At 70.1% G+C, this 17,127-nt stretch carries 17 protein-coding genes, 1 tRNA gene and 1 pseudogene; 12 read left to right on the top strand and 7 right to left on the bottom strand.

The window, feature by feature from the left end:
• Positions 1-11: 11 nt before the first annotated feature.
• From CHC11_RS24060 to CHC11_RS24040, 5 genes are all read left to right on the top strand, one after another.
• Entirely contained in the window at positions 12-917 is a 906-nt protein-coding gene (locus CHC11_RS24060; RefSeq protein ID WP_179278970.1) for an ABC transporter ATP-binding protein, read from the top strand.
• A 1-nt stretch (position 918) separates the two neighbouring features.
• A complete protein-coding gene (locus CHC11_RS24055) occupies positions 919-1,659 on the top strand; it encodes an ABC transporter permease (protein ID WP_089314055.1) in 741 nt (246 codons plus the stop codon).
• 14 nt (positions 1,660-1,673) lie between these two features.
• Positions 1,674-2,834, top strand: a complete 1,161-nt coding sequence (locus tag CHC11_RS24050; protein ID WP_089314054.1) for a sensor histidine kinase — start codon at positions 1,674-1,676, stop codon at positions 2,832-2,834.
• Positions 2,827-3,468 (top strand): response regulator, encoded by a 642-nt coding sequence (locus tag CHC11_RS24045; RefSeq protein ID WP_089314053.1) that lies wholly within the window; start codon positions 2,827-2,829, stop codon positions 3,466-3,468. The genes CHC11_RS24050 and CHC11_RS24045 overlap by 8 nt, the downstream gene beginning before the upstream one ends.
• A gap of 452 nt (positions 3,469-3,920) precedes the next feature.
• Positions 3,921-4,721 (top strand): class I SAM-dependent methyltransferase, encoded by an 801-nt coding sequence (locus tag CHC11_RS24040; RefSeq protein WP_143227223.1) that lies wholly within the window; start codon positions 3,921-3,923, stop codon positions 4,719-4,721.
• Between the two features lie 287 nt (positions 4,722-5,008).
• Here the strand turns inward: CHC11_RS24040 and CHC11_RS24035 are convergent.
• Positions 5,009-5,308: pseudogene (locus CHC11_RS24035) on the bottom strand (NUDIX domain-containing protein); the annotation flags it as partial.
• Positions 5,309-5,417: 109 nt separating this feature from the next.
• On the opposite strand from CHC11_RS24035, the gene CHC11_RS24030 reads away from it, so the two are divergent.
• A complete protein-coding gene (locus tag CHC11_RS24030) occupies positions 5,418-6,425 on the top strand; it encodes an RNA polymerase subunit sigma-70 (RefSeq protein ID WP_089314051.1) in 1,008 nt (335 codons plus the stop codon).
• Positions 6,426-6,747: 322 nt separating this feature from the next.
• Here CHC11_RS24030 and CHC11_RS24025 read toward each other — a convergent pair whose 3' ends face one another.
• On the bottom strand, positions 6,748-7,311 hold the full coding sequence (locus tag CHC11_RS24025; RefSeq protein WP_089314212.1) for a dihydrofolate reductase family protein: 564 nt from the start codon (positions 7,309-7,311) through the stop codon (positions 6,748-6,750).
• Positions 7,312-7,565: 254 nt separating this feature from the next.
• Here CHC11_RS24025 and CHC11_RS43930 point away from each other — a divergent pair, with 254 nt between their 5' ends.
• Both CHC11_RS43930 and CHC11_RS40510 read left to right on the top strand, forming a co-directional pair.
• Entirely contained in the window at positions 7,566-8,279 is a 714-nt protein-coding gene (locus tag CHC11_RS43930) for a NucA/NucB deoxyribonuclease domain-containing protein (RefSeq protein ID WP_089314050.1), read from the top strand.
• On the top strand, positions 8,276-8,659 hold the full coding sequence (locus CHC11_RS40510) for a hypothetical protein (protein WP_143227222.1): 384 nt from the start codon (positions 8,276-8,278) through the stop codon (positions 8,657-8,659). The genes CHC11_RS43930 and CHC11_RS40510 overlap by 4 nt, the downstream gene beginning before the upstream one ends.
• A gap of 453 nt (positions 8,660-9,112) precedes the next feature.
• On the opposite strand, the gene CHC11_RS24015 is transcribed toward CHC11_RS40510, so the two are convergent.
• Both CHC11_RS24015 and CHC11_RS24010 read right to left on the bottom strand, forming a co-directional pair.
• A tRNA-Lys gene (locus CHC11_RS24015) sits at positions 9,113-9,185 on the bottom strand.
• A gap of 44 nt (positions 9,186-9,229) precedes the next feature.
• Positions 9,230-10,516, bottom strand: a complete 1,287-nt coding sequence (locus tag CHC11_RS24010; RefSeq protein WP_089314049.1) for a cytochrome P450 — start codon at positions 10,514-10,516, stop codon at positions 9,230-9,232.
• A 24-nt stretch (positions 10,517-10,540) separates the two neighbouring features.
• Here CHC11_RS24010 and CHC11_RS24005 point away from each other — a divergent pair, with 24 nt between their 5' ends.
• A complete protein-coding gene (locus tag CHC11_RS24005; RefSeq protein ID WP_089314211.1) occupies positions 10,541-10,939 on the top strand; it encodes a PaaI family thioesterase in 399 nt (132 codons plus the stop codon).
• A gap of 1 nt (position 10,940) precedes the next feature.
• Positions 10,941-11,627: a dienelactone hydrolase family protein gene (locus tag CHC11_RS24000; protein ID WP_089314048.1), complete on the top strand. Its 687-nt coding sequence runs from the start codon at positions 10,941-10,943 to the stop codon at positions 11,625-11,627.
• A 62-nt stretch (positions 11,628-11,689) separates the two neighbouring features.
• Here CHC11_RS24000 and CHC11_RS23995 read toward each other — a convergent pair whose 3' ends face one another.
• A complete protein-coding gene (locus tag CHC11_RS23995; protein WP_245919670.1) occupies positions 11,690-12,217 on the bottom strand; it encodes a C40 family peptidase in 528 nt (175 codons plus the stop codon).
• A gap of 651 nt (positions 12,218-12,868) precedes the next feature.
• On the opposite strand from CHC11_RS23995, the gene CHC11_RS23990 reads away from it, so the two are divergent.
• Positions 12,869-14,230: a glycoside hydrolase family 1 protein gene (locus CHC11_RS23990; protein ID WP_245919668.1), complete on the top strand. Its 1,362-nt coding sequence runs from the start codon at positions 12,869-12,871 to the stop codon at positions 14,228-14,230.
• Positions 14,231-14,250: 20 nt separating this feature from the next.
• Here the strand turns inward: CHC11_RS23990 and CHC11_RS23985 are convergent, their stop codons facing one another.
• Together CHC11_RS23985 and CHC11_RS23980 are read right to left on the bottom strand one after the other, a co-directional pair.
• Positions 14,251-15,315, bottom strand: a complete 1,065-nt coding sequence (locus CHC11_RS23985; RefSeq protein WP_089314047.1) for a DNA topoisomerase IB — start codon at positions 15,313-15,315, stop codon at positions 14,251-14,253.
• Between the two features lie 10 nt (positions 15,316-15,325).
• Entirely contained in the window at positions 15,326-16,174 is an 849-nt protein-coding gene (locus tag CHC11_RS23980) for an SDR family oxidoreductase (RefSeq protein ID WP_089314046.1), read from the bottom strand.
• Positions 16,175-16,352: 178 nt separating this feature from the next.
• Between CHC11_RS23980 and CHC11_RS23975 the strand changes: the two genes are divergently transcribed.
• Positions 16,353-17,126 carry an SDR family oxidoreductase gene (locus CHC11_RS23975; RefSeq protein ID WP_089314045.1) on the top strand — a complete coding sequence of 258 codons (774 nt, stop codon included), beginning with the start codon at positions 16,353-16,355 and terminating at the stop codon, positions 17,124-17,126.
• Position 17,127 lies beyond the last annotated feature (1 nt).

Genomic DNA, 17,127 nt, shown 5'->3' with positions numbered 1-17,127 from the left:
ATGCTCGAAGCATGCCGATCATCGAAGTCAGCGGCCTGCGCAAGGTCTACGGCGGCCGTCCGGTAGTGGACGACGTCACGTTCGCCGTCGAGGAGGGGGAGATCTTCGGGATCCTCGGCCCCAACGGCGCGGGGAAGACGACGACCGTCGAGTGCGTGGAGGGGCTGCGCGAGCCCGACACGGGCGCCGTCCGCGTCGCCGGGCTCGACCCGCGCACCGCGCGCGGGGAGCTGACCCGGATCCTCGGCGTCCAGCTCCAAGAGAGCGAACTCCAGGAGAAGCTCACCGTGCGGGAGGCGCTGGAGCTCTACAGCGCCCTCTACCCGGACCCGGCGGACTGGCGCGAACTCGCCGAGCGCCTCGGCATCACCGGCAAGCTCGCCACCCGCTTCGGCAAGCTGTCCGGCGGCCAGAAGCAGCGCCTGTTCATCGCCCTCTCCCTCATCGGCCGCCCCCGGATCGTCGTCCTGGACGAGCTGACCACCGGCCTCGACCCGCGCGCCCGCCGCGACACCTGGCAGCTGATCGAGGACGTCCGCCGCTCCGGCGTCACCGTCCTGCTCGTCACGCACTTCATGGAGGAGGCCCAGCGCCTCTGCGACCGGATCGCGGTGTTCAAGCAGGGCCGCGTCGCCGCGCTCGACGCCCCTGCCGGGCTGATCCGGCGCAGCGCCGGCGGCACCGTGCTCTCCTTCACCCCGTCCCGGCCCCTCGACGACGGTGAGCTGACCGGGCTGCCCGAGGCCACGACCTTCGAGCTGAGGGACGGCCGGGTCACCGTGCACGGCACCGACGCGACCGTCAACGCGGTCGTCTCGCTGCTCGCCCGCCGCCAGATCACCGCCCACCAACTGCGGATCACCGATTCCACGCTGGACGACGCCTTCCTCGAACTCACCGCAGAGCAGGAGAACTGACGTGTCCGCGTCCACCGCCGTCCTCAAAGCCGAATTCCGGCTCTTCTCCCGCGAGCCGTTCAGCCTGTTCTGGATCGTCGCCTTCCCGACCGTGCTGCTGACGATCCTCGGGCTGATCCCGTCGTTCCGGGAGCCGGACCCCTCCCTCGGCGGCAACCGGGTCATCGACCTGTACGTCCCGGTCAACGTGCTGCTCGCGCTGATCATGGCGGGGGTCCAGGCGCTGCCGCCCGTCCTGTCCGGCTACCGCGAGCGCGGCATCCTGCGCCGCATGTCGACCACGCCGGTGCGGCCCGGCTCGCTGCTGGCCGCGCAGATCGTCCTGCACTTCGCCGCCGCGCTGGGGTCGGCGCTGCTGGTCATCGCGGTCGGCCGGATCGCCTTCGGCGTGGCGCTGCCGGGCCAGGTGCCCGGCTACCTGCTGGCGCTGCTGCTCGGCGCCCTCAGCGCGCTCGCGCTGGGCGCGGCGGTCACGGCGGTCACGCCGACCACCAAGGCCACCACCGTGGTCGGCTCGGTCGTCTTCTTCCCGGCGATGTTCCTCGCGGGGGTGTGGGTGCCGGTCCAGGCCATGCCCGACCTGCTCCAGGACGTCGTAGAGTACTTCCCGTTCGGGGCCGCGTCCCAGGCCCTCAACCAGGCCGCCGAGGGCGGCTGGACCGACTGGGCGCACCTCGGCGTCACCGCTGGGTGGGCCGCCGTCCTGATCGCCGCCGCCGTGCGCTGGTTTCGCTGGGGATAGGAGAAACTGGGACAGTGGCGACAATCCAGGAGCAATGGGAACGGTTCCATCGGTGGGGACCGTTCGCCCTGCTGCCGCTCGCGACCTTCCTGGCACTGCTACTCCGGGAGCTCATGTCCGTGGCGGAGGAGCGGGCGGCGGCGGCCCTCTTGGCCACCGCGCTGGCCCTCCAGATCCTGCACGCCGGACGGAGGATCCCGGGGCCCGTCTACTTCTGGACGCGGACCGTCCTCGCCTTCGCCATGACCTGGCTGAACCCGTTCTTCTCCGTATACGCCGTGCTCGGGTACTTCGATGCCCAGCACTACCTGACCCGCCGCTGGGCCATGACCGGGGCGTTCGTCACGGCCGTCACCATGGCAGGCGCCCAGTCGGGCGGGCTGCCGCCGCAGGGCCTCGCCCAGGCCGGCGGGTTCGCCGGCCTCCTCGTCCTGAACACCGGGCTGGTCTTCGTCTTCGGCGCCCTCGCCGACCGGGAGGCCGAGCGCACCCGCGTTCAGGACGAGACGATAGCCGAACTCGAACGGACCAACGCCCGGCTGGAGCAGGCCCTCGCCGAGAACGCCGGCCTCCAGGCCCAGCTTCTCGTCCAGGCCCGCGAGGCCGGCGTCAGCGACGAGCGCCGCCGGCTGGCCGCCGAGATCCACGACACCATCGCGCAGGGGCTCGCGGGCATCATCACCCAGCTCCAGGCCGCCGAGGACAGCGAGCACGTCCGCCGCGCCACCGACCTCGCCCGCGCGAGCCTGCGCGAGGCCCGCCGCTCCGTGCAGGACCTCGCGCCGGTCGACCTGGAGCACGGCACGCTCCCCGAGGCGCTGAAGAAGGCCACCGAGGGCAGGGCCCGGCTCACCGTCACCGGGGCGGTGGAGCCGCTGCACGACGAGCTTGAGGCCGCGTTGCTGCGCATCGCCCATGAGGCCCTCGCCAACGCCGCCCGCCACGCGCACGCCGAACGCGTCGGCGTGACCCTCTCTTACATGGACGACGAGGTGACCCTGGACGTCCGCGACGATGGCCGCGGCTTCGCCGTCGCCGCCCACCGATCCGGCGGCTTCGGGCTGACCGCCATGCGCGAGCGCGCCGAACGCGTCGCCGGCACCCTGGAGGTCGAGTCCGAGCCCGGCCGGGGCACGGCCGTGTCCGCCCGCGTACCGTTGATCCGCCATGCCTGACGCCACCGCCGACATCACTCTGCTGATCGTCGACGACCACCCGGTCGTGCGGGACGGCCTGCGCGGCATGTTCGCCGGCGCCCTCGGGTTCGAGGTGGTGGCCGAGGCCGCCGACGGCCGCGAAGCCGTGGCGCTCGCCGCGGAACTCCGGCCCGACGTCGTCCTCATGGACCTGCGGATGCCCGGCGGAGGCGGCGTGGAGGCCATCGCCGATCTCACCCGGCGCGGGCTGCCCTGCAAGGTGCTCGTCCTCACCACCTACGACACCGACACCGACACGATCCCGGCGATCGAAGCGGGCGCGACCGGCTACCTGCTGAAGGACGCGCCGCGCGACGAGCTGTTCGACGCCGTCCGCGCCGCCGCCGAGGGCCGGACCGTGCTGTCCCCGGCCATCGCTGCCCGCCTCGTTTCGCGGATGCGCGACCCGCGCGGCGGCGGCTCGCTGAGCGCCCGCGAGCTGGAGGTGCTGCGGCTGGTGGCGCGCGGCACCGGCAACCGGGAGATCGCCGCCGAGCTGTTCATCAGCGAGGCCACGGTCAAGACCCACCTCACCCACATCTACGCGAAGCTGGACGTCAACGACCGGGCGGCGGCCGTGGCCACCGCCTACGAGCGGCACCTGCTGCCCTAGCCGGGCTCCTCCGGCGGGCCGTCGATGATGGCACCTGATCGGCGGTGCAGCGCATGCGGGCCGTGCCCTGGGGGGACAGCGACGCGCGGGCCAGGCCGACGCGCCCACTGTGGCCGCCGCCGGAGCCCTCGGCGATGTTGGCGCGGGCGGAGGCGAGGACCCGCTCTGCCGGGGTGGGCGCCGCGTCGACCGCCCGCCGGACGGCCTCGGTCCACCGCGGGAAGCCGCGGGCGACGCGGCCTGGGCCGAGGGGAATCTGCTGGAGAACGAGGGTGACCAGGCCCAGGGCGTGTCCGCGAACCGCCCTCGACGAGCCGACATTGGGACGAAGGGGGGCAAGCGGGCAGCAGACAAGCCGGGCGTTCTCGCGTTTGCCCTGGTCAGGGGTGGTGGGTCGCGTGGGACTCGAACCCACAACCTACGGATTAAAAGTCCGAAGCTCTCGTATCAGGGTGGCTCTCTCAGTGTCGGCCGGTGCTGATCTATCCGTATCGGTCCTGATCCTCGTGCTACACGATGCCGCCGCGTGTCGATCCGTTTCGGAACCGCCGAGCCGCCAACGAGCCGACGCCGACGAGCTGGTGCAGTGGGGGGTACTTCACGACCGGCGGGTCGAGGACGCGATGCGCACGGTGCCGCGGCATCTGTTCGTCCCTAGCGCCACCGTGCAGGCGGCCTACGCTCAGGACGGCGTCGTCACCCATCCCGGCGCCGACGGCCGGTCGTCGGTGGACGCCGACGCCCTTCGCACCGCGCTGGACCATCCACCGGTTCACCACTGGCTGGGTGTGAACGTTGCAGAGGACGACGTCGGCGACGTCGAGTTCTGGCTGGCCGACCTGGAGGGGTTCTGCCGCTTGCTGACCGGTGGCGGCACCGCCGCGGGCTGGCTGGTCGAGCCCATGTACCGGTGGGGAAGCATGGCAGTGGTCCAGCAGGACACGATCGGCTACTTGACCATGCGGCCCGCGCCTGCGGGTCCCGGTGGGCGACGCGTCTTTGAACTGGGTGTCTGCTCCCACGGCCGTTCGGCGACCAGGTCGCGGCCGGCCTCGCCAGCCGGACACTCCGATGGGAACAAGAGGGCCCCTCCGGCGGCGACATCTGAATCGAGGTTCACCCGGCCGGGACCACTCCACGAGGCGAAGGGCTTCTCATCGCCGACAAGCAGTACGCCCGCGTCATCGTCCGAACCACTCGAACGGGCCCTGACCGCCAAGTGCCCTGACAACGACTCGCAGGATCCACTTTGAGGCGGCGGGCAACGGCTTGATGTTCCGCGATCCGACTGAGGGCGCCGCCTCGCTCAGGGGTTGCGCGGGCAAAGCCGCAGGGCGGCCCCAGAAGACTCCGGAGCCCTGCTCGATCCATGACACAGCAGCCAGGCGCAAGCGCACCCGATTGGCCAGATCTGCGGAATCCTCCGCCTCCGCGGCCTGGACACGAAGCGTGGAACACCAGCTCACCGACCACTTCGGTGGACAGCCATTCGCGGAATCTGCGCATGGCCAGGCGCCGGAGGAGCCCAGGTCTGTGCCGGTCAGAAGCCCTCTGCGGTCACCATCGGATCGCCGCGCGGGTAGTTCAACAGCGCTGCCCGGGTCGTCGACACGAACTCCACCGGCATTTTGTCGACCGGGTGCCAGGCCACCTGGGAATGCTTGCGCGGCTCGGCGTTCACCGGGTCGCCTTCCCAGCGGTGGGCGACGAACACGACGGTGAGGAAGCCGTTGGGCGCCTCCACTCCCCACCCGCCATGGATGATGCCCGCAACCTTAAGCTCGGAGGGATTGACGACCAGGCCTGTCTCCTCTTTTAGTTCCCGGGCTGCGGTGGCGGTCGCGACTTCGCCCCGAACGGCCCGGTGCCAGCTGCTTCACCGATCAGAAATCCTTCGCCACGTCGTCAGTTCTGGTAGCCCCTCGCCACCCGCGGAAGGATCGACGACCATGACCGACGCCAGACTGCTGGACGCCGACAAGGCCGCGTTCATCGCGGCGGCCCGCTCACATGACACAGCACAGTTCGCGCTGATCACGGAGCGCTACCGGCGTGAGCTGCAGGTGCACTGCTACCGGATGCTCGCGAACTACGAGGACGCCCAGGACATGACGCAGGAGACGTTCCTGCGGGCGTGGAACAAGCGGAAGTCGTTCAAGGGTCACGCTGCGCTGCGGACCTGGCTGTACCGGATCGCGACGAACACCTGCCTCGACTTCCTGGAGAAGCGCAGCGACCGCACACCCGTGCCTGCCGAGCTGCCGGACGCGGGCTCGGAAGTGCTCTACCTGCAGCCCTACCCGGACCGGATGCTCCCCGAGGACCCGCAGGAAGCGGTGGTGGCGCGGGAGACGATCGAGCTGGCGTTCATCGTCGCCGTCCAGCACCTGCCGCCGCGGCAGCGGGCGGTGTTCATCCTGCGCGACGTCCTCGGCTGGCCGGCGGCGAAGGCCGCGGGCGCCCTCGAACTGACCGTCGCATCGGTGACCAGCGCACTGCAGCGGGCGCGCGTGACGATGCGCGAGCAGCTGCCCGACCGCCGCCTCGACTGGAGGAGCCCCGCGACGCACGAGCTGTCGAATGACGAGCGCGGCGTGGTGAAGTCGTACATCGACGCCCACGAGCGCAACGACCTCGACGGGCTGACGGCCCTGCTGCGCGACGACCTGCGCTTCGCGATGCTGCCCGAGCCGGACACCTTGACCGTCACGGCCAGGGACGCGGTGGACGGCTGGGTCTCCGGTGGGCTCTTCCAGCGCGGCCACGACGACTGGCGCTGCGTCGCCACGACGGTCAACCGCATGCCTGCCGCCGTGCTGTACCTCCGCGCCCCCGACGACACGGAATACCGCTTGCTGAACATCGCGGTCCTGCACATCGTCGACGGGAAAATCGCCGAGCTCACCGGATTCGACGCCACCGACAAACCATGGCTGAGCCTGCCCGCGACGCTGTGATCAGACGAGTCCCCACCGTCGACGAGTCCGGCGCATGGGCCGGCGTCACCGAAGTCACCGCGGAATGAGCACCCCGACCAGCTGAACACCAACGCGGCAACGCGAACACCACCGCCCCGCCGACGTTGCCGGCGGGGCATCTACACGCCCGAAGAACGCCGTCACGATCAAGGACGCCGCCGTCCTCACCTTCAGCGAGTCGGTCAGCAGCTCCCTCGGAACGCAAGGGGGTCCGGGGAAGGGGCCCTCATAGCCGAGGGTCACGGTGAGCACGCCAGGAAGGACTTCGACCTGGCCTTACGAGCGAGTTCTCGGCCCGTGCTCATCGCCTCGTCTCGTATCGGGTCAGTACCGCGTCGCCGGGAAATGTCCGGGTCTCGACCAGGGTCAGGTTCACCCAGTTGTCCAGCGTGGTGAAGAACGGCGTGCCGCCGCCGACCAGGACCGGGTGGGTGACGATCGCGTATTCGTCGATCAGTCCGGCCCGCATGGCCGCCGCGGCGAGCGCGGCGCCGCTGATGTCCATCGGGCCGCCGTCCTCGGCCTTGAGCCGGGTGATCTCGGTGACCGCGTCGCCGGTGACCAGGCGGGTGTTCCAGTCGACCTTGTCGATCGTGGAGGAGAACACCACCTTCGGCATGTCCCGCCAGCGGCGGGCGAACTCGATCTGCGCCGGTGTGGCACCCGGCTGCTGGTCGGCGGTCGGCCAGTGGGGGCTCATCGTCTCCCACAGTTTGCGCCCGTACAGCGCCAGGCCCGTCGCTCCCACCCGGTCGGACCACCACTGGAACAGCTCGTCGCTCGGCGCGCTCCAGCCGAGGTCGTCGCCGGGCGCGGCGATGAAGCCGTCCAGGCTCACGTTCATGGCGTAGGTCAGTTTCCGCATCGTGTCAGCCTCCTGTGAGTCGATCTCACACGTACAGACGGGCGCGGCGCGGAAACCTAATCGGTACGCGATCTGCGTGCGCAGGTAGTCCTCCCGTTCAGGACTCAGCACGGCGAACTCGGCGGGCTCGATCATCACCGACCGGATCTCGATATCACCCTCGCGAACGCCTGGTCACACAGCTACAGCGCCGGGCCGTTCAACGTGCGCTGTGACAAGGAGAGTTACATCGGCGCAGAAGGCTGCGTGTTCACATGGGCAACGCCGCCGCCGCGACCTTCTACATGGACTACAAGGTCGCGGACACGAAATACGGAGACTACCGAGAGGTGGTCAAGCACAACCTGTATGCCATCAGGGTGCGCGACAACTACAAGCACTACGGAGACATTCAGTACGGCAGCCCCCTGCACCGCTCCGATCCCGTCACCCACGACCAGAACCGCGCCACGATCTGCACCACCGCATACCAGCAGAAAGCGTCATCGCTCGGGCTGTCATGCGACGAGTACCCGTACGCCTCCAGCGAAGAGGGCGGAACCCAGAACCCACGGTTCTCGTGCGCGTTCCTCCCCCTGACCCAGAACACCGCGCACGGCAATGCCCTGAACAACAGGCTGTTCCGCGAGAACCGGATCCTGCCGGCACTCAACGAGGGAGGTCATCGAGACCGAGGTGCGGCTGGACGGGACGGGATCCATCGCCGGTACCGTCACCGACGCCCGCACCGGCAAGGCTGTCGAGGACGTGTGCGCCTGGGTGCTGCCTGCCGGCCCATCCGGCCCGGAAGCACGGGGCCAGGAACTGCACCGACTCCGGCGGGCGCTACACCATCGACGGCCTCCGCCCCTACGACTGGCGTGTCCAGTACCCGGACTTCCGGGGCCGCTATGCGTGGCAATGGTCCGGTGAGGCCCCCGACCGCTTCGCCGCCCGGCCGATCAGGGTCCAGGCCGGGGGCACGGTGACCGCCGATGCCCGGTTGCCGGAGAGCGGCAAGCTGAGCGGCAAGGTCATCGGCTCGGTGGTTCCCAACGAGTATGTGAGCGTCGTCGCCGTCAGCGCCCGAACCGGCGACATCGCCGCGCCATTCGCGAGGATCCCCGGGGGCGCCGACTACGCCCTGTACGGGCTGGCCACCCAGTGGATCAAACTCGGTTACAGCGGCGGTCCCGCCGAGACCCCTGCACGTCGTCGCCGGGAAGGCGATCAACGGTCCCGATCTGGTGATTCCGAAGGGATGACTGGAGCTCTCAGGCCGCGCCGCATGGCCGGAATCGCCACGCCGCGCGGCCTGGGTTTCTCTTCCATACATTGGCGAGGGTGTCAAGCTGAGGCGGTGCGGTGATGTGGCTCAGGTTGGTCACGCGCGCAGTGAGAACCGCGGTATCACCTTTCCCCCCGCTTCCAACTCCAGCCCGGCGACCTGCTCTTCTTGCCACCAACCCCCGCACCCCCTCCCGATCCACCAGCCCGTGTCGCGCTCTTGATCACGGCTGCTCTTCGCGACCACTTGGTGGGGATTGCTCAAGGGTGCCGCCTGCGCCGGGATGCGAGCCTGCGGACTCGCGCTCGTGGATGTGCGTGGCTGACTGCTCTGGCGGCCCTGGCCGCTGGTTCTGTGGGCGACATGACCGGCTTGGGCGGGGCGGAGAGTACCCAGTTTCGAGGCGCTACCCGGGTGGATGCAGGGCCCGGAGCGAGCCGCCGAGCAGCTATCGAGCAGCCACGGGGACGAACCGGGGCATGTCCGGCAGGGGACGAACCGGGCATCTTTTGTGTTTGCCCTGGTCAAGCTGGGTGGGTCGCGTGGGACTCGAACCCACAACCTACGGATTAAAAGTCCGGAGCTCTGCCAATTGAGCTAGCGACCCGTCTCGGCAAGAGTACCGAGATCGGCGGGGGGTTCGCGACGGGGTTAGGGGGTGGGGGTCAGGTGGACGGGGAGGTGCTTCAGGCCGTTCTGGAAGTTGGAGGCCAGGCGGACGGGGGTGCCGGTGAGGGTGACGTCGTGAGGGAGGAGTTCGCGGAAGACGGCGCGCATCTGGGTGCGGGCCAGGTGGGCGCCCAGGCAGAAGTGGGGGCCGAAGCCGAAGCTGACGTGGTCGTTGGGGGTGCGGGCGACGTCGAAGCGGTCGGGGGAGGGGAAGACGGTCTCGTCGCGGTTGGCGGAGGCGTGGTAGACGACGACCTTGTCGCCGGCCCTGACGTTCTGGCCGCCGAGGTCGAGCGGTGTCGTGGCGGTGCGGCGGAAGTCCATGACCGGGGGCCAGTAGCGGAGCATCTCCTCGACCGCGGACGGCAGGAGCGACGGGTCGGCGCGGAGGCGGGCGAGTTCGGCGGGGTGGTCGAGGAGGGTGAGCAGGCCGCCCGGGATGCCGTTGCGGAGGGTCTCGTTCCCGGCGACGGCGAAGAGGAAGAACATGTTCTCGAACTCGTCGGCGGTGAGCCCGCCCTGGAGCATGCGGGACATGATGTCGCCGGACGGGCGGGAGCGCTTCTCGGCGGCGAGGGCGTGGGCGTAGGAGAACATGTCGGCGAGGGCGGTGGAGGAGCGCGGGTTGATGGGGCGGCCGTCGGGGCGCACGGTCTCGGACGGGCGGTCCTTCATCGCCTCGCGGGCCATGGGGCTCATCGAGGCGGCGTCGGCGGTGGAGAGGCCGGCGTAGTCGGGGTCCTGGTAGCCGATGACGCGGGACGCCCAGTCGTAGAGGAGGCGGCGGTCGGATTCGGGGACGCCCATGATGTGGGCCAGCGTCCAGACGGGGAGGTCCGCGGCGAGCTCGACGAAGTCGGTGTCCTCGCCGAGGGCGGAGGCCACGAGGGTGCGCGCCCGCTCGTTGATCGTGTCCTCCAGGGCGCGGACGGCGCGGGGGGTGAACGCGGCGGCGACGATGCGGCGGAGGCGGGAGTGGTCCGGCGGGTCCTGGTTGAGCATCATCGCGCGGACGAAGGCGAGGTCCTCGGGCGTGTCGGGGTCGCGGATCTGGGTGGCGCCGAGGTTGGAGGAGAACAGGTCCGGGGAACGCAGGACGTGCTTGACGTCGGCGTGCCGGAAGACCGCCCAGAAGCCGGGGCCCGCGGGCCAGGGGCCGACGGCCGGTTCGCCGACCCAGGCGACCGGTGACGCGGTGCGGAGCCCGGCGAACGTCGCGTAGGGGACACCGGCGGCGTAGGTGGTGGGCAGGAAGATCTCCTCGTGCATGCCCTCAGCGTGCATCATGACGGGGTGACGTTGAAGCCCGAAGAGATCCTGCGTGACAACTTCGCCCCCTGGGTGCTCGACCTCGGCCTCGTGCCCGAGGAGGTCGGGGACGGGACGGCGGTGCTGCGGCTGCCCTGGTCCGACCGTCTCGCCAGGGAGGGCGGCGCGCTGTCGGGGCAGGCGCTGATGGCGGCGGCCGACACGGCGGTGGTGCTGGCGGTGTCGGGGGCCAGGGGCTCCTTCGTGCCGATGACGACGGTGCAGCTCAGCACGACGTTCCAGCGGCCGGTGGTGGGACGGGACGTGCTGGTGAACGCGGAGCTGTCGAAGCTGGGCCGGACACTGGCGTTCGCGGAGATCGACATGGCGGCGGAGGGGAAGACCGTCGCGCACGCCAGCGCCGTTTACGCCATCATCGGCTGACATGACGCGAACAGAGAAGGTCGTTGTTCCGGGCGGTGAGTTCGACCTGCGGGTGTGGGGGACGCGAGGTCCGGGGATCCTGCTCCTCCAGGAGATCTTCGGTGTCGGCGAGTACCTGGAGGCGGTCGCCGAGGACCTGGTCGCGCTGGGGTTCGTTGTCGCGGCGCCCGACTTGTTCTGGCGGATCGAGCCGAACTGGACGGCCGAGCACAACGAACAGGGCGTGCCCAAGGCGATGGCGATGGTCGCCCAGTTCGACGTGGAGAAGGGCGTAGAGGACGCTGTGGCGGCGCTGGAGGTCCTCAGGGGGCTGCCAGAGGTGGACGCGGTGGGCGTTGTGGGGTTCTGCCTCGGCGGGACGCTCGCGTACCTGGTGGCCGCCAGGGCCCAGGTCGATGCGCTCGTCTCGTACTACGGGTCCGATGTGCCGAACATGCTGGACCGGCTCGACGCCATCCAGGCGCCCACGCAGTTCCACTTCGGCGGCGACGACGCGTACATCCCTCGTGAGGACGTCGCCAAGGTGGAGCGCGCGGTCGGGGAGAAGGACCACATGGAAATCCACGTCCAGGAGGACGGCGGGCACGCGTTCCACAACCGCAAGGCGCCGATGTTCTACCAGCCGGAGCCTGCCGCGCGCGCTTGGCGGCTCACCGAGGATTTCCTGCGGCGGACCCTGCCGGCTTAGCGCCGGGAGCGGCGAAGGCCCCGCGCCGGGCGGGCGGCGCGGGGCCGGGCGTGCGTCCGGGGTCAGATACCGGGCCGGACGGCGCCGTGGAAGTTGCGCTTGTAGTAGCCGTTCAGCTTGATCTTCTTGACCCGCTTGCCGGAGCTCGGCGCGTGGATCATGTAGCCGTGGCCGGCGTAGACGCCCATGTGGCTCCTGCCGCCGTAGAAGAACAGCAGGTCGCCCTTGACGGCGCCCTTCCAGGAGACCTTCTTGTGCACCGCCTTGTAGATCTGCTGGGTGGTCCGGGGGAGCTTCACCCCGGCCTTGCGCCAGGATCCTCCGGCCAGCCCGGAGCAGTCCCACGAGCCGGGGCCCGTCGCGCCGTAGCGGTAGCGGTCGCCGATCTGCTTGGCCGCGTACTTCACGGCGTAGTCGGCGCGCTTCTTCTGCTTGGCGATCCGGGCCTGTTTGGCGGTCACGGTCCTGGTGACCGTCGCGGCCGGCGCCGCGGCGAGGGCCGCCCGCTGCGGCGCCGCGGCCTGCGCGGGTCCTGCCGCCAGGACGGACGCGCCGAGCGCGGCGGTCGTGGTGAGCACGAGCCCGCCCACGGTGAATCCGGCCTTCAGGGGGTTTCGAGGGGTATGCAGAATGTCTCCAGACCTCGCGATCGATGCCTACCGGGCAGCTGTCACCCGCCGGATTTCCTGGAGGGTTCGAGATACCGCAGCCGATTTCGCAGCGTCATTGAGGGGAGACGCAGAGAAATGGCGGCCGCTTCCGGTTCCGTGCCTCTCGTCTGCACGGATTCGGCGTCCGACGACGGCTTCCGGGCGGGGTCCCTGGAGGGGACGACCTGGGGGTCCGCGCCGGCCTCCGGTGGGAGACCGTCCGCGCCGCCGCCGTGCGCCGGGGTGCGTGTTCTGTTGTCCGGGCGCCTCGGGCGCCGCATGAACCGAGCAGGAAGCTAGCCAGCGCCGGGCGAGGCTGGCAAATCACCCGCCATTTCTCCACGGTGCCGGCGGTCCGTTTGAGACGCTGGTCCAGCGCTCTGCCAGCAGCGATCGGCAACCCCTTTCATGAATTGTGGAATGAGTCACAAGGGTCGAGGAAATGGTGGTTCATTTATTGATCTGTGATTCGCGGCACAGCCCGGGGCGGGTGGAGGTTGCCGGATCTGGCCGTGTCCGCCCATTGACGGCGGCCCGCGCGGCCCCCTGTAGTGCGAAGGAGATTCATGTCCCGCCTCCGGAGGGAGCCCCGTGTTCGGCAGGCCCCGCAGAGCACACCCCGTCCACCTCCTGTCGGCCCTCACCCTGGCGGTCGTCCTCACCCTGACCGCCGGGTCTCCGGCCGCCGCGGAGACCGTCGAGCCCGCCACCGCCAAGTTCCCGGCGGGATTCCTCTGGGGCGTCGCCACGTCCGGCTTCCAGAGCGAGGGATCCTTCCCGGACAGCAACTGGACGAGGTACGCCGACCGCAAGGCCACCGGCGTCACCGACCCGTACGGGAACTCGGCCGACTTCCGGCACCGGTATCCGAGCGACCTGAAACTTGCCCGCGGGCTCGGCGCGAACGTGTTCCGGACGTCCATCGAGTGGTCCCGCATCGAGCCGCGCCGCGGTTACCGCGATCCCAAGGCGCTCGCCTACTACGACGACCTCGTCCGCCGGATCAAGGCGGCCGGGATGCGTCCGATGCTGACGCTCGACCACTGGGTGTATCCGGGCTGGGTGGCCGACCAGGGCGCCTGGGACAACCCCCGCACGCAGGACGACTGGCTCGGCAACGCCCGCTTCGTCGTGGACAGGTACAAGCGCCAGGGCGCCGTCTGGATCACGTTCAACGAGGCCAGCGCCTACATCTACAAGGAGCTGACGGCCCGTCCGATGGACCTCGGGCAGATGCTGAAGATGCGCGACGCCCTGGTCAGGACGCACCGCGCCGCCTACGACATGATCCACGCCGTGGACCCGGGCGCCCCGGTGTCCAGCAACGTCGCCTACGGGTCACCCGTCAACGGCATCTTCGACGCGGCCCTGTTCAACGAGGTCACCGACAAGCTCGACTTCATCGGCATCGACTACTACTACGGCGCCAACCTGCAGAACGTGACCGCGGCCTACGCGCTCATGGGCGAGTTCTGGAAGATCGACCCCGAGCCCGAGGGCCTTTACTACGTCCTCAGGAACTACCAGCGCCGGCTGCCGAACCTGCCCATCTACATCGTCGAGAACGGCATGTCCACGGACAACGGCAAGCCGCGCGCGGACGGCTACACGCGCTCGGACCATCTGCGCGACCACATCTACTGGATCCAGCGCGCGATGGCCGACGGCGTGAAGATGATGGGCTACAACTACTGGAGCCTCACCGACAACTACGAGTGGGGCAGTTACCGGCCGCGGTTCGGCCTCTACACGGTGGACGCGCTGACCGATCCGTCCCTGGCGCGCCGTCCGACCGATGCCGTCCCGACCTACCGGTCGATCATCGCGAACCGGGGCGTCCCCACCGGGTACGTTCCGGTGCGCCAGCCCGGCTGGTGCTCGATCGAGGACCCCGTGGCCACCTGCCTCGGCACGACGCCCACCCCGCCGGCCGCCTACCGCCGCGCGGAGTGAGGAGCGGGGCGTGACGGGCGTCAGGGCGCCGCGCGGAGCAGGTCGAGGACGGCCTGCTCCGTCGGCCCCTGCGTCGCCAGCTCGCCCTCGGCGACGTCCACGCCGAGCCGTCCGAGGGCGGGCGCGATCGTCGTGCCCTCCTCGTACAGGTCGATGATGCGCGGGTCGATGTAGGACGCCCGCGCCACGGCCGGGGTGTTGCCGAGGTAGGACGCGACCTCCTTGACGACGCGGACGATGGCACGTTGGCGGGCGGGGTCGCTTTTCCCGGTGTCCCTCTTCCCGGTGTCCCTCTTCCCGGCGTCCCCTTCCCCGGCGCGCACCGACACCGCGAGCCCGACGGCCGCGAGGACGGTGGCGTGCCACGTCCGGAAGTCCTTGGCGGTGAAGTCGCCTTCGGTGACCTCGCGGATGAACTCGTTGATGTCGGACGTGGTGACGTCGTGCCAGCCGGCGGGCGTCCGGTAGGCGAGCAGTTCCGGCGAGTCGTCGCCGCGGCGTTTGAGCCCGCTCACCACCTTGCACACGTTCTCTTCGGCGACGGCCTGGTACCGGTCCTTCGAGCCCTTGGCGGGGTAGTCGAACGTCACCCGGTCCCGCCCGCAGCTGACGTGCTCGCGCAGGACGGTCGCGAGCCCGAAGGTGCCGTTCTCGGCCGCGTACGCCTCCCCGCCGATCCGGAAGAACCCGAGGTCGATGAGGCGGACGGCCGCCGCGAGCACCCGCTCGCGCGTGTAGCGCCGTCCGGCCAGATAACCGGTGAGCGTGCGCCGGACCTCGGGCAGCCGCTCGGCCAGCTCCAGGACGTGGTCGTGCTTCTCCCGGTCGCGCTGCTCCCGCCAGGCCTCGTGGTAGAGGTACTGGCGGCGCCCGGCGGCGTCCGTCCCGGTGGCCTGGATGTGGCCGTCGGAGTCGGGGCAGATCCAGACGTCCTTCCAGGCGGGCGGGATGACGAGCGCCTTGATCCGTGCCTTCTCGGCGGGGTCGGCCAGGGACCGGCCGTCGAGATCGAGGTACACGAACCCCTTGCCGCACTTCCGGCGTCCGTAGCCGGGCTCGTTCAGGTCGCTGCGCCGCAGCTCCATCGGAACTCCGTCAGCCCGGGTGGATCTCGCCGCCGGCGGGCACCAGGGTCTGTCCGGTGTAGTAGGACGACTGACGGTCGGAGGCGAAGAACACGTAGGACGGCGCGATCTCGTCCGGGTCCGCGGCGCGTCCCATCGGGGCCTGCTTCCCGAAGTCCTCGACCTTCTCCTCGTCGAACGTGGCGGGGATGAGCGGCGTCCAGACCGGGCCGGGGGCTACGCAGTTGACCCGGATCTCGCGGTCCATGAGGTTCTGGGCGAGGCACGTGGTCAGCGCCATCGCCGCGGCCTTACTGGCGGAGTAGTCGATGAGCGTCTTGTTGCCGCGCAGCCCGTTGATGGACCCGGTGATGATGACCGACGACCCGGGCCCCATGTGGTCAAGGGCCTCCTGGACGGCCCAGAACAGTGAGAACACGTTCACCTCGAACGTCCGCCGCAGCTGGGCGTCGTCGATCTCGCGCACGTCCTTCACCGGCGTCTGGGTGCCGTGGTGCAGGACGAGCAGGTCGAGTCCGCCGAGGTCGCGGACGGTGTGCCGGACGACCTCGCGGCAGTGCCGCTCCTCGGCGAGGTCGCCGCCGAACGTCACGCACCGCCGTCCGGCGGCCTCGACGAGGCCCGCGGTGTGCCGGGCGTCGTCGTCCTCCTCCAGGTAGGTGATCGCGACGTCCGCGCCCTCCTTGGCGAACGCGACGGCCGTCGCGCGGCCGATGCCGGAGTCGCCGCCGGTGATCAGCGCGCGGCGCCCGGCCAGCAGACCGCTGCCGGTGTAGCCGCGCATCTCGTCGCGCGGCTGGGGCGTCATGTCCTCGGTTCGCCCGGGGTAGGACTGGCTCTGTGCGGGACGCTCGCTCATGCGGTTCGGGTGCCCTTGCCAGGGGGGAGCAAACTTTCTCTATTGTGACTCCTGAATAACTTCGGCTCCCGGGCAGGACCGCGCCTCCGCAATCCGCAGGGGTGTGAGCAGAGCGCGCGGCGTCGTCTGGATAGCATCACCCCGAACCACATTCGGTCCCTCACGTAAGGTGTCGCTTATGGACCTGAACGGAGTTTCCGCCGTCGTATCCGGTGGCGCGAGCGGCCTCGGTGAGGCCACCGTCCGCGCGCTGGCCGCCGAAGGCGCCAAGGTGGTCATCGCCGACCTGAACGAGGACAGGGGCAAGGCCCTCGCCGACGAGCTCGGCGGCGTCTTCGTCAAGACGGACGTGTCGAGCGAGGAGCAGGTGCAGGCCGCGGTGCAGGCCGCCGTCGACTCCGGCGCCCCGCTGCGCGTCATCGTCAACAGCGCCGGGATCGGCTGGGCGTCGCGGACCGTGAACCGCGACGGCAGCCCGCACGACCTGGCCTCCTACGAGACCGTCATCCGGGTCAACCTGATCGGCACCTTCAACCTGATGCGCATCGGCGCCGCGGCCATCTCCAAGACCGAGCCCGCCGACGAGGACGGCCTGCGCGGCGTGGTGATCAACACCGCGTCCATCGCCGGCATCGAGGGTCAGACCGGGCAGATCGCCTACTCCGCGTCCAAGGGCGGCATCATCGGCATGACGCTCCCCGCCGCCCGCGACCTCGCCGCGATCGGCGTCCGGGTCAACACGATCTGCCCCGGCATCATCGACACCCCGATCTACGGCGAGGGCGAGGCCGCCGAGGCGTTCAAGGCCAAGCTCGCCGCCCCCGTCCCGTTCCCGAAGCGGATGGGCAAGGCGTCGGAGTTCGCCCACCTGGTCAAGTCCCTGATCGAGAACGACTACATCAACGGCGAGACCATCCGCTTCGACGGCGGTATCCGCTTCCAGCCGAAGTGAG

It is taken from the genome of Actinomadura mexicana (assembly GCF_900188105.1).
Classification (GTDB): Bacteria; Actinomycetota; Actinomycetes; order Streptosporangiales; family Streptosporangiaceae; genus Spirillospora; species Spirillospora mexicana.
The sequence above is the reverse complement of the archived record's forward strand: the minus strand, read 5'-3'. Positions and strand labels throughout refer to the sequence as shown.

What these genes read in the sequence shown, in the direction of transcription:
- CHC11_RS24060 (WP_179278970.1), top strand. Translation starts at nt 12, where the DNA reads ATGCCGATCATCGAAGTCAGCGGCCTGCGCAAGGTCTACGGCGGCCGT.
- CHC11_RS24045 (WP_089314053.1), top strand. Translation starts at nt 2,827, where the DNA reads ATGCCTGACGCCACCGCCGACATCACTCTGCTGATCGTCGACGACCAC.
- CHC11_RS24030 (WP_089314051.1), top strand. Translation starts at nt 5,418, where the DNA reads ATGACCGACGCCAGACTGCTGGACGCCGACAAGGCCGCGTTCATCGCG.
- CHC11_RS24025 (WP_089314212.1), bottom strand. Translation starts at nt 7,311, where the DNA reads ATGCGGAAACTGACCTACGCCATGAACGTGAGCCTGGACGGCTTCATC.
- CHC11_RS43930 (WP_089314050.1), top strand. Translation starts at nt 7,566, where the DNA reads ATGGGCAACGCCGCCGCCGCGACCTTCTACATGGACTACAAGGTCGCG.
- CHC11_RS24010 (WP_089314049.1), bottom strand. Translation starts at nt 10,516, where the DNA reads ATGCACGAGGAGATCTTCCTGCCCACCACCTACGCCGCCGGTGTCCCC.
- CHC11_RS24000 (WP_089314048.1), top strand. Translation starts at nt 10,941, where the DNA reads ATGACGCGAACAGAGAAGGTCGTTGTTCCGGGCGGTGAGTTCGACCTG.
- CHC11_RS23985 (WP_089314047.1), bottom strand. Translation starts at nt 15,315, where the DNA reads ATGGAGCTGCGGCGCAGCGACCTGAACGAGCCCGGCTACGGACGCCGG.
- CHC11_RS23980 (WP_089314046.1), bottom strand. Translation starts at nt 16,174, where the DNA reads ATGAGCGAGCGTCCCGCACAGAGCCAGTCCTACCCCGGGCGAACCGAG.
- CHC11_RS23975 (WP_089314045.1), top strand. Translation starts at nt 16,353, where the DNA reads ATGGACCTGAACGGAGTTTCCGCCGTCGTATCCGGTGGCGCGAGCGGC.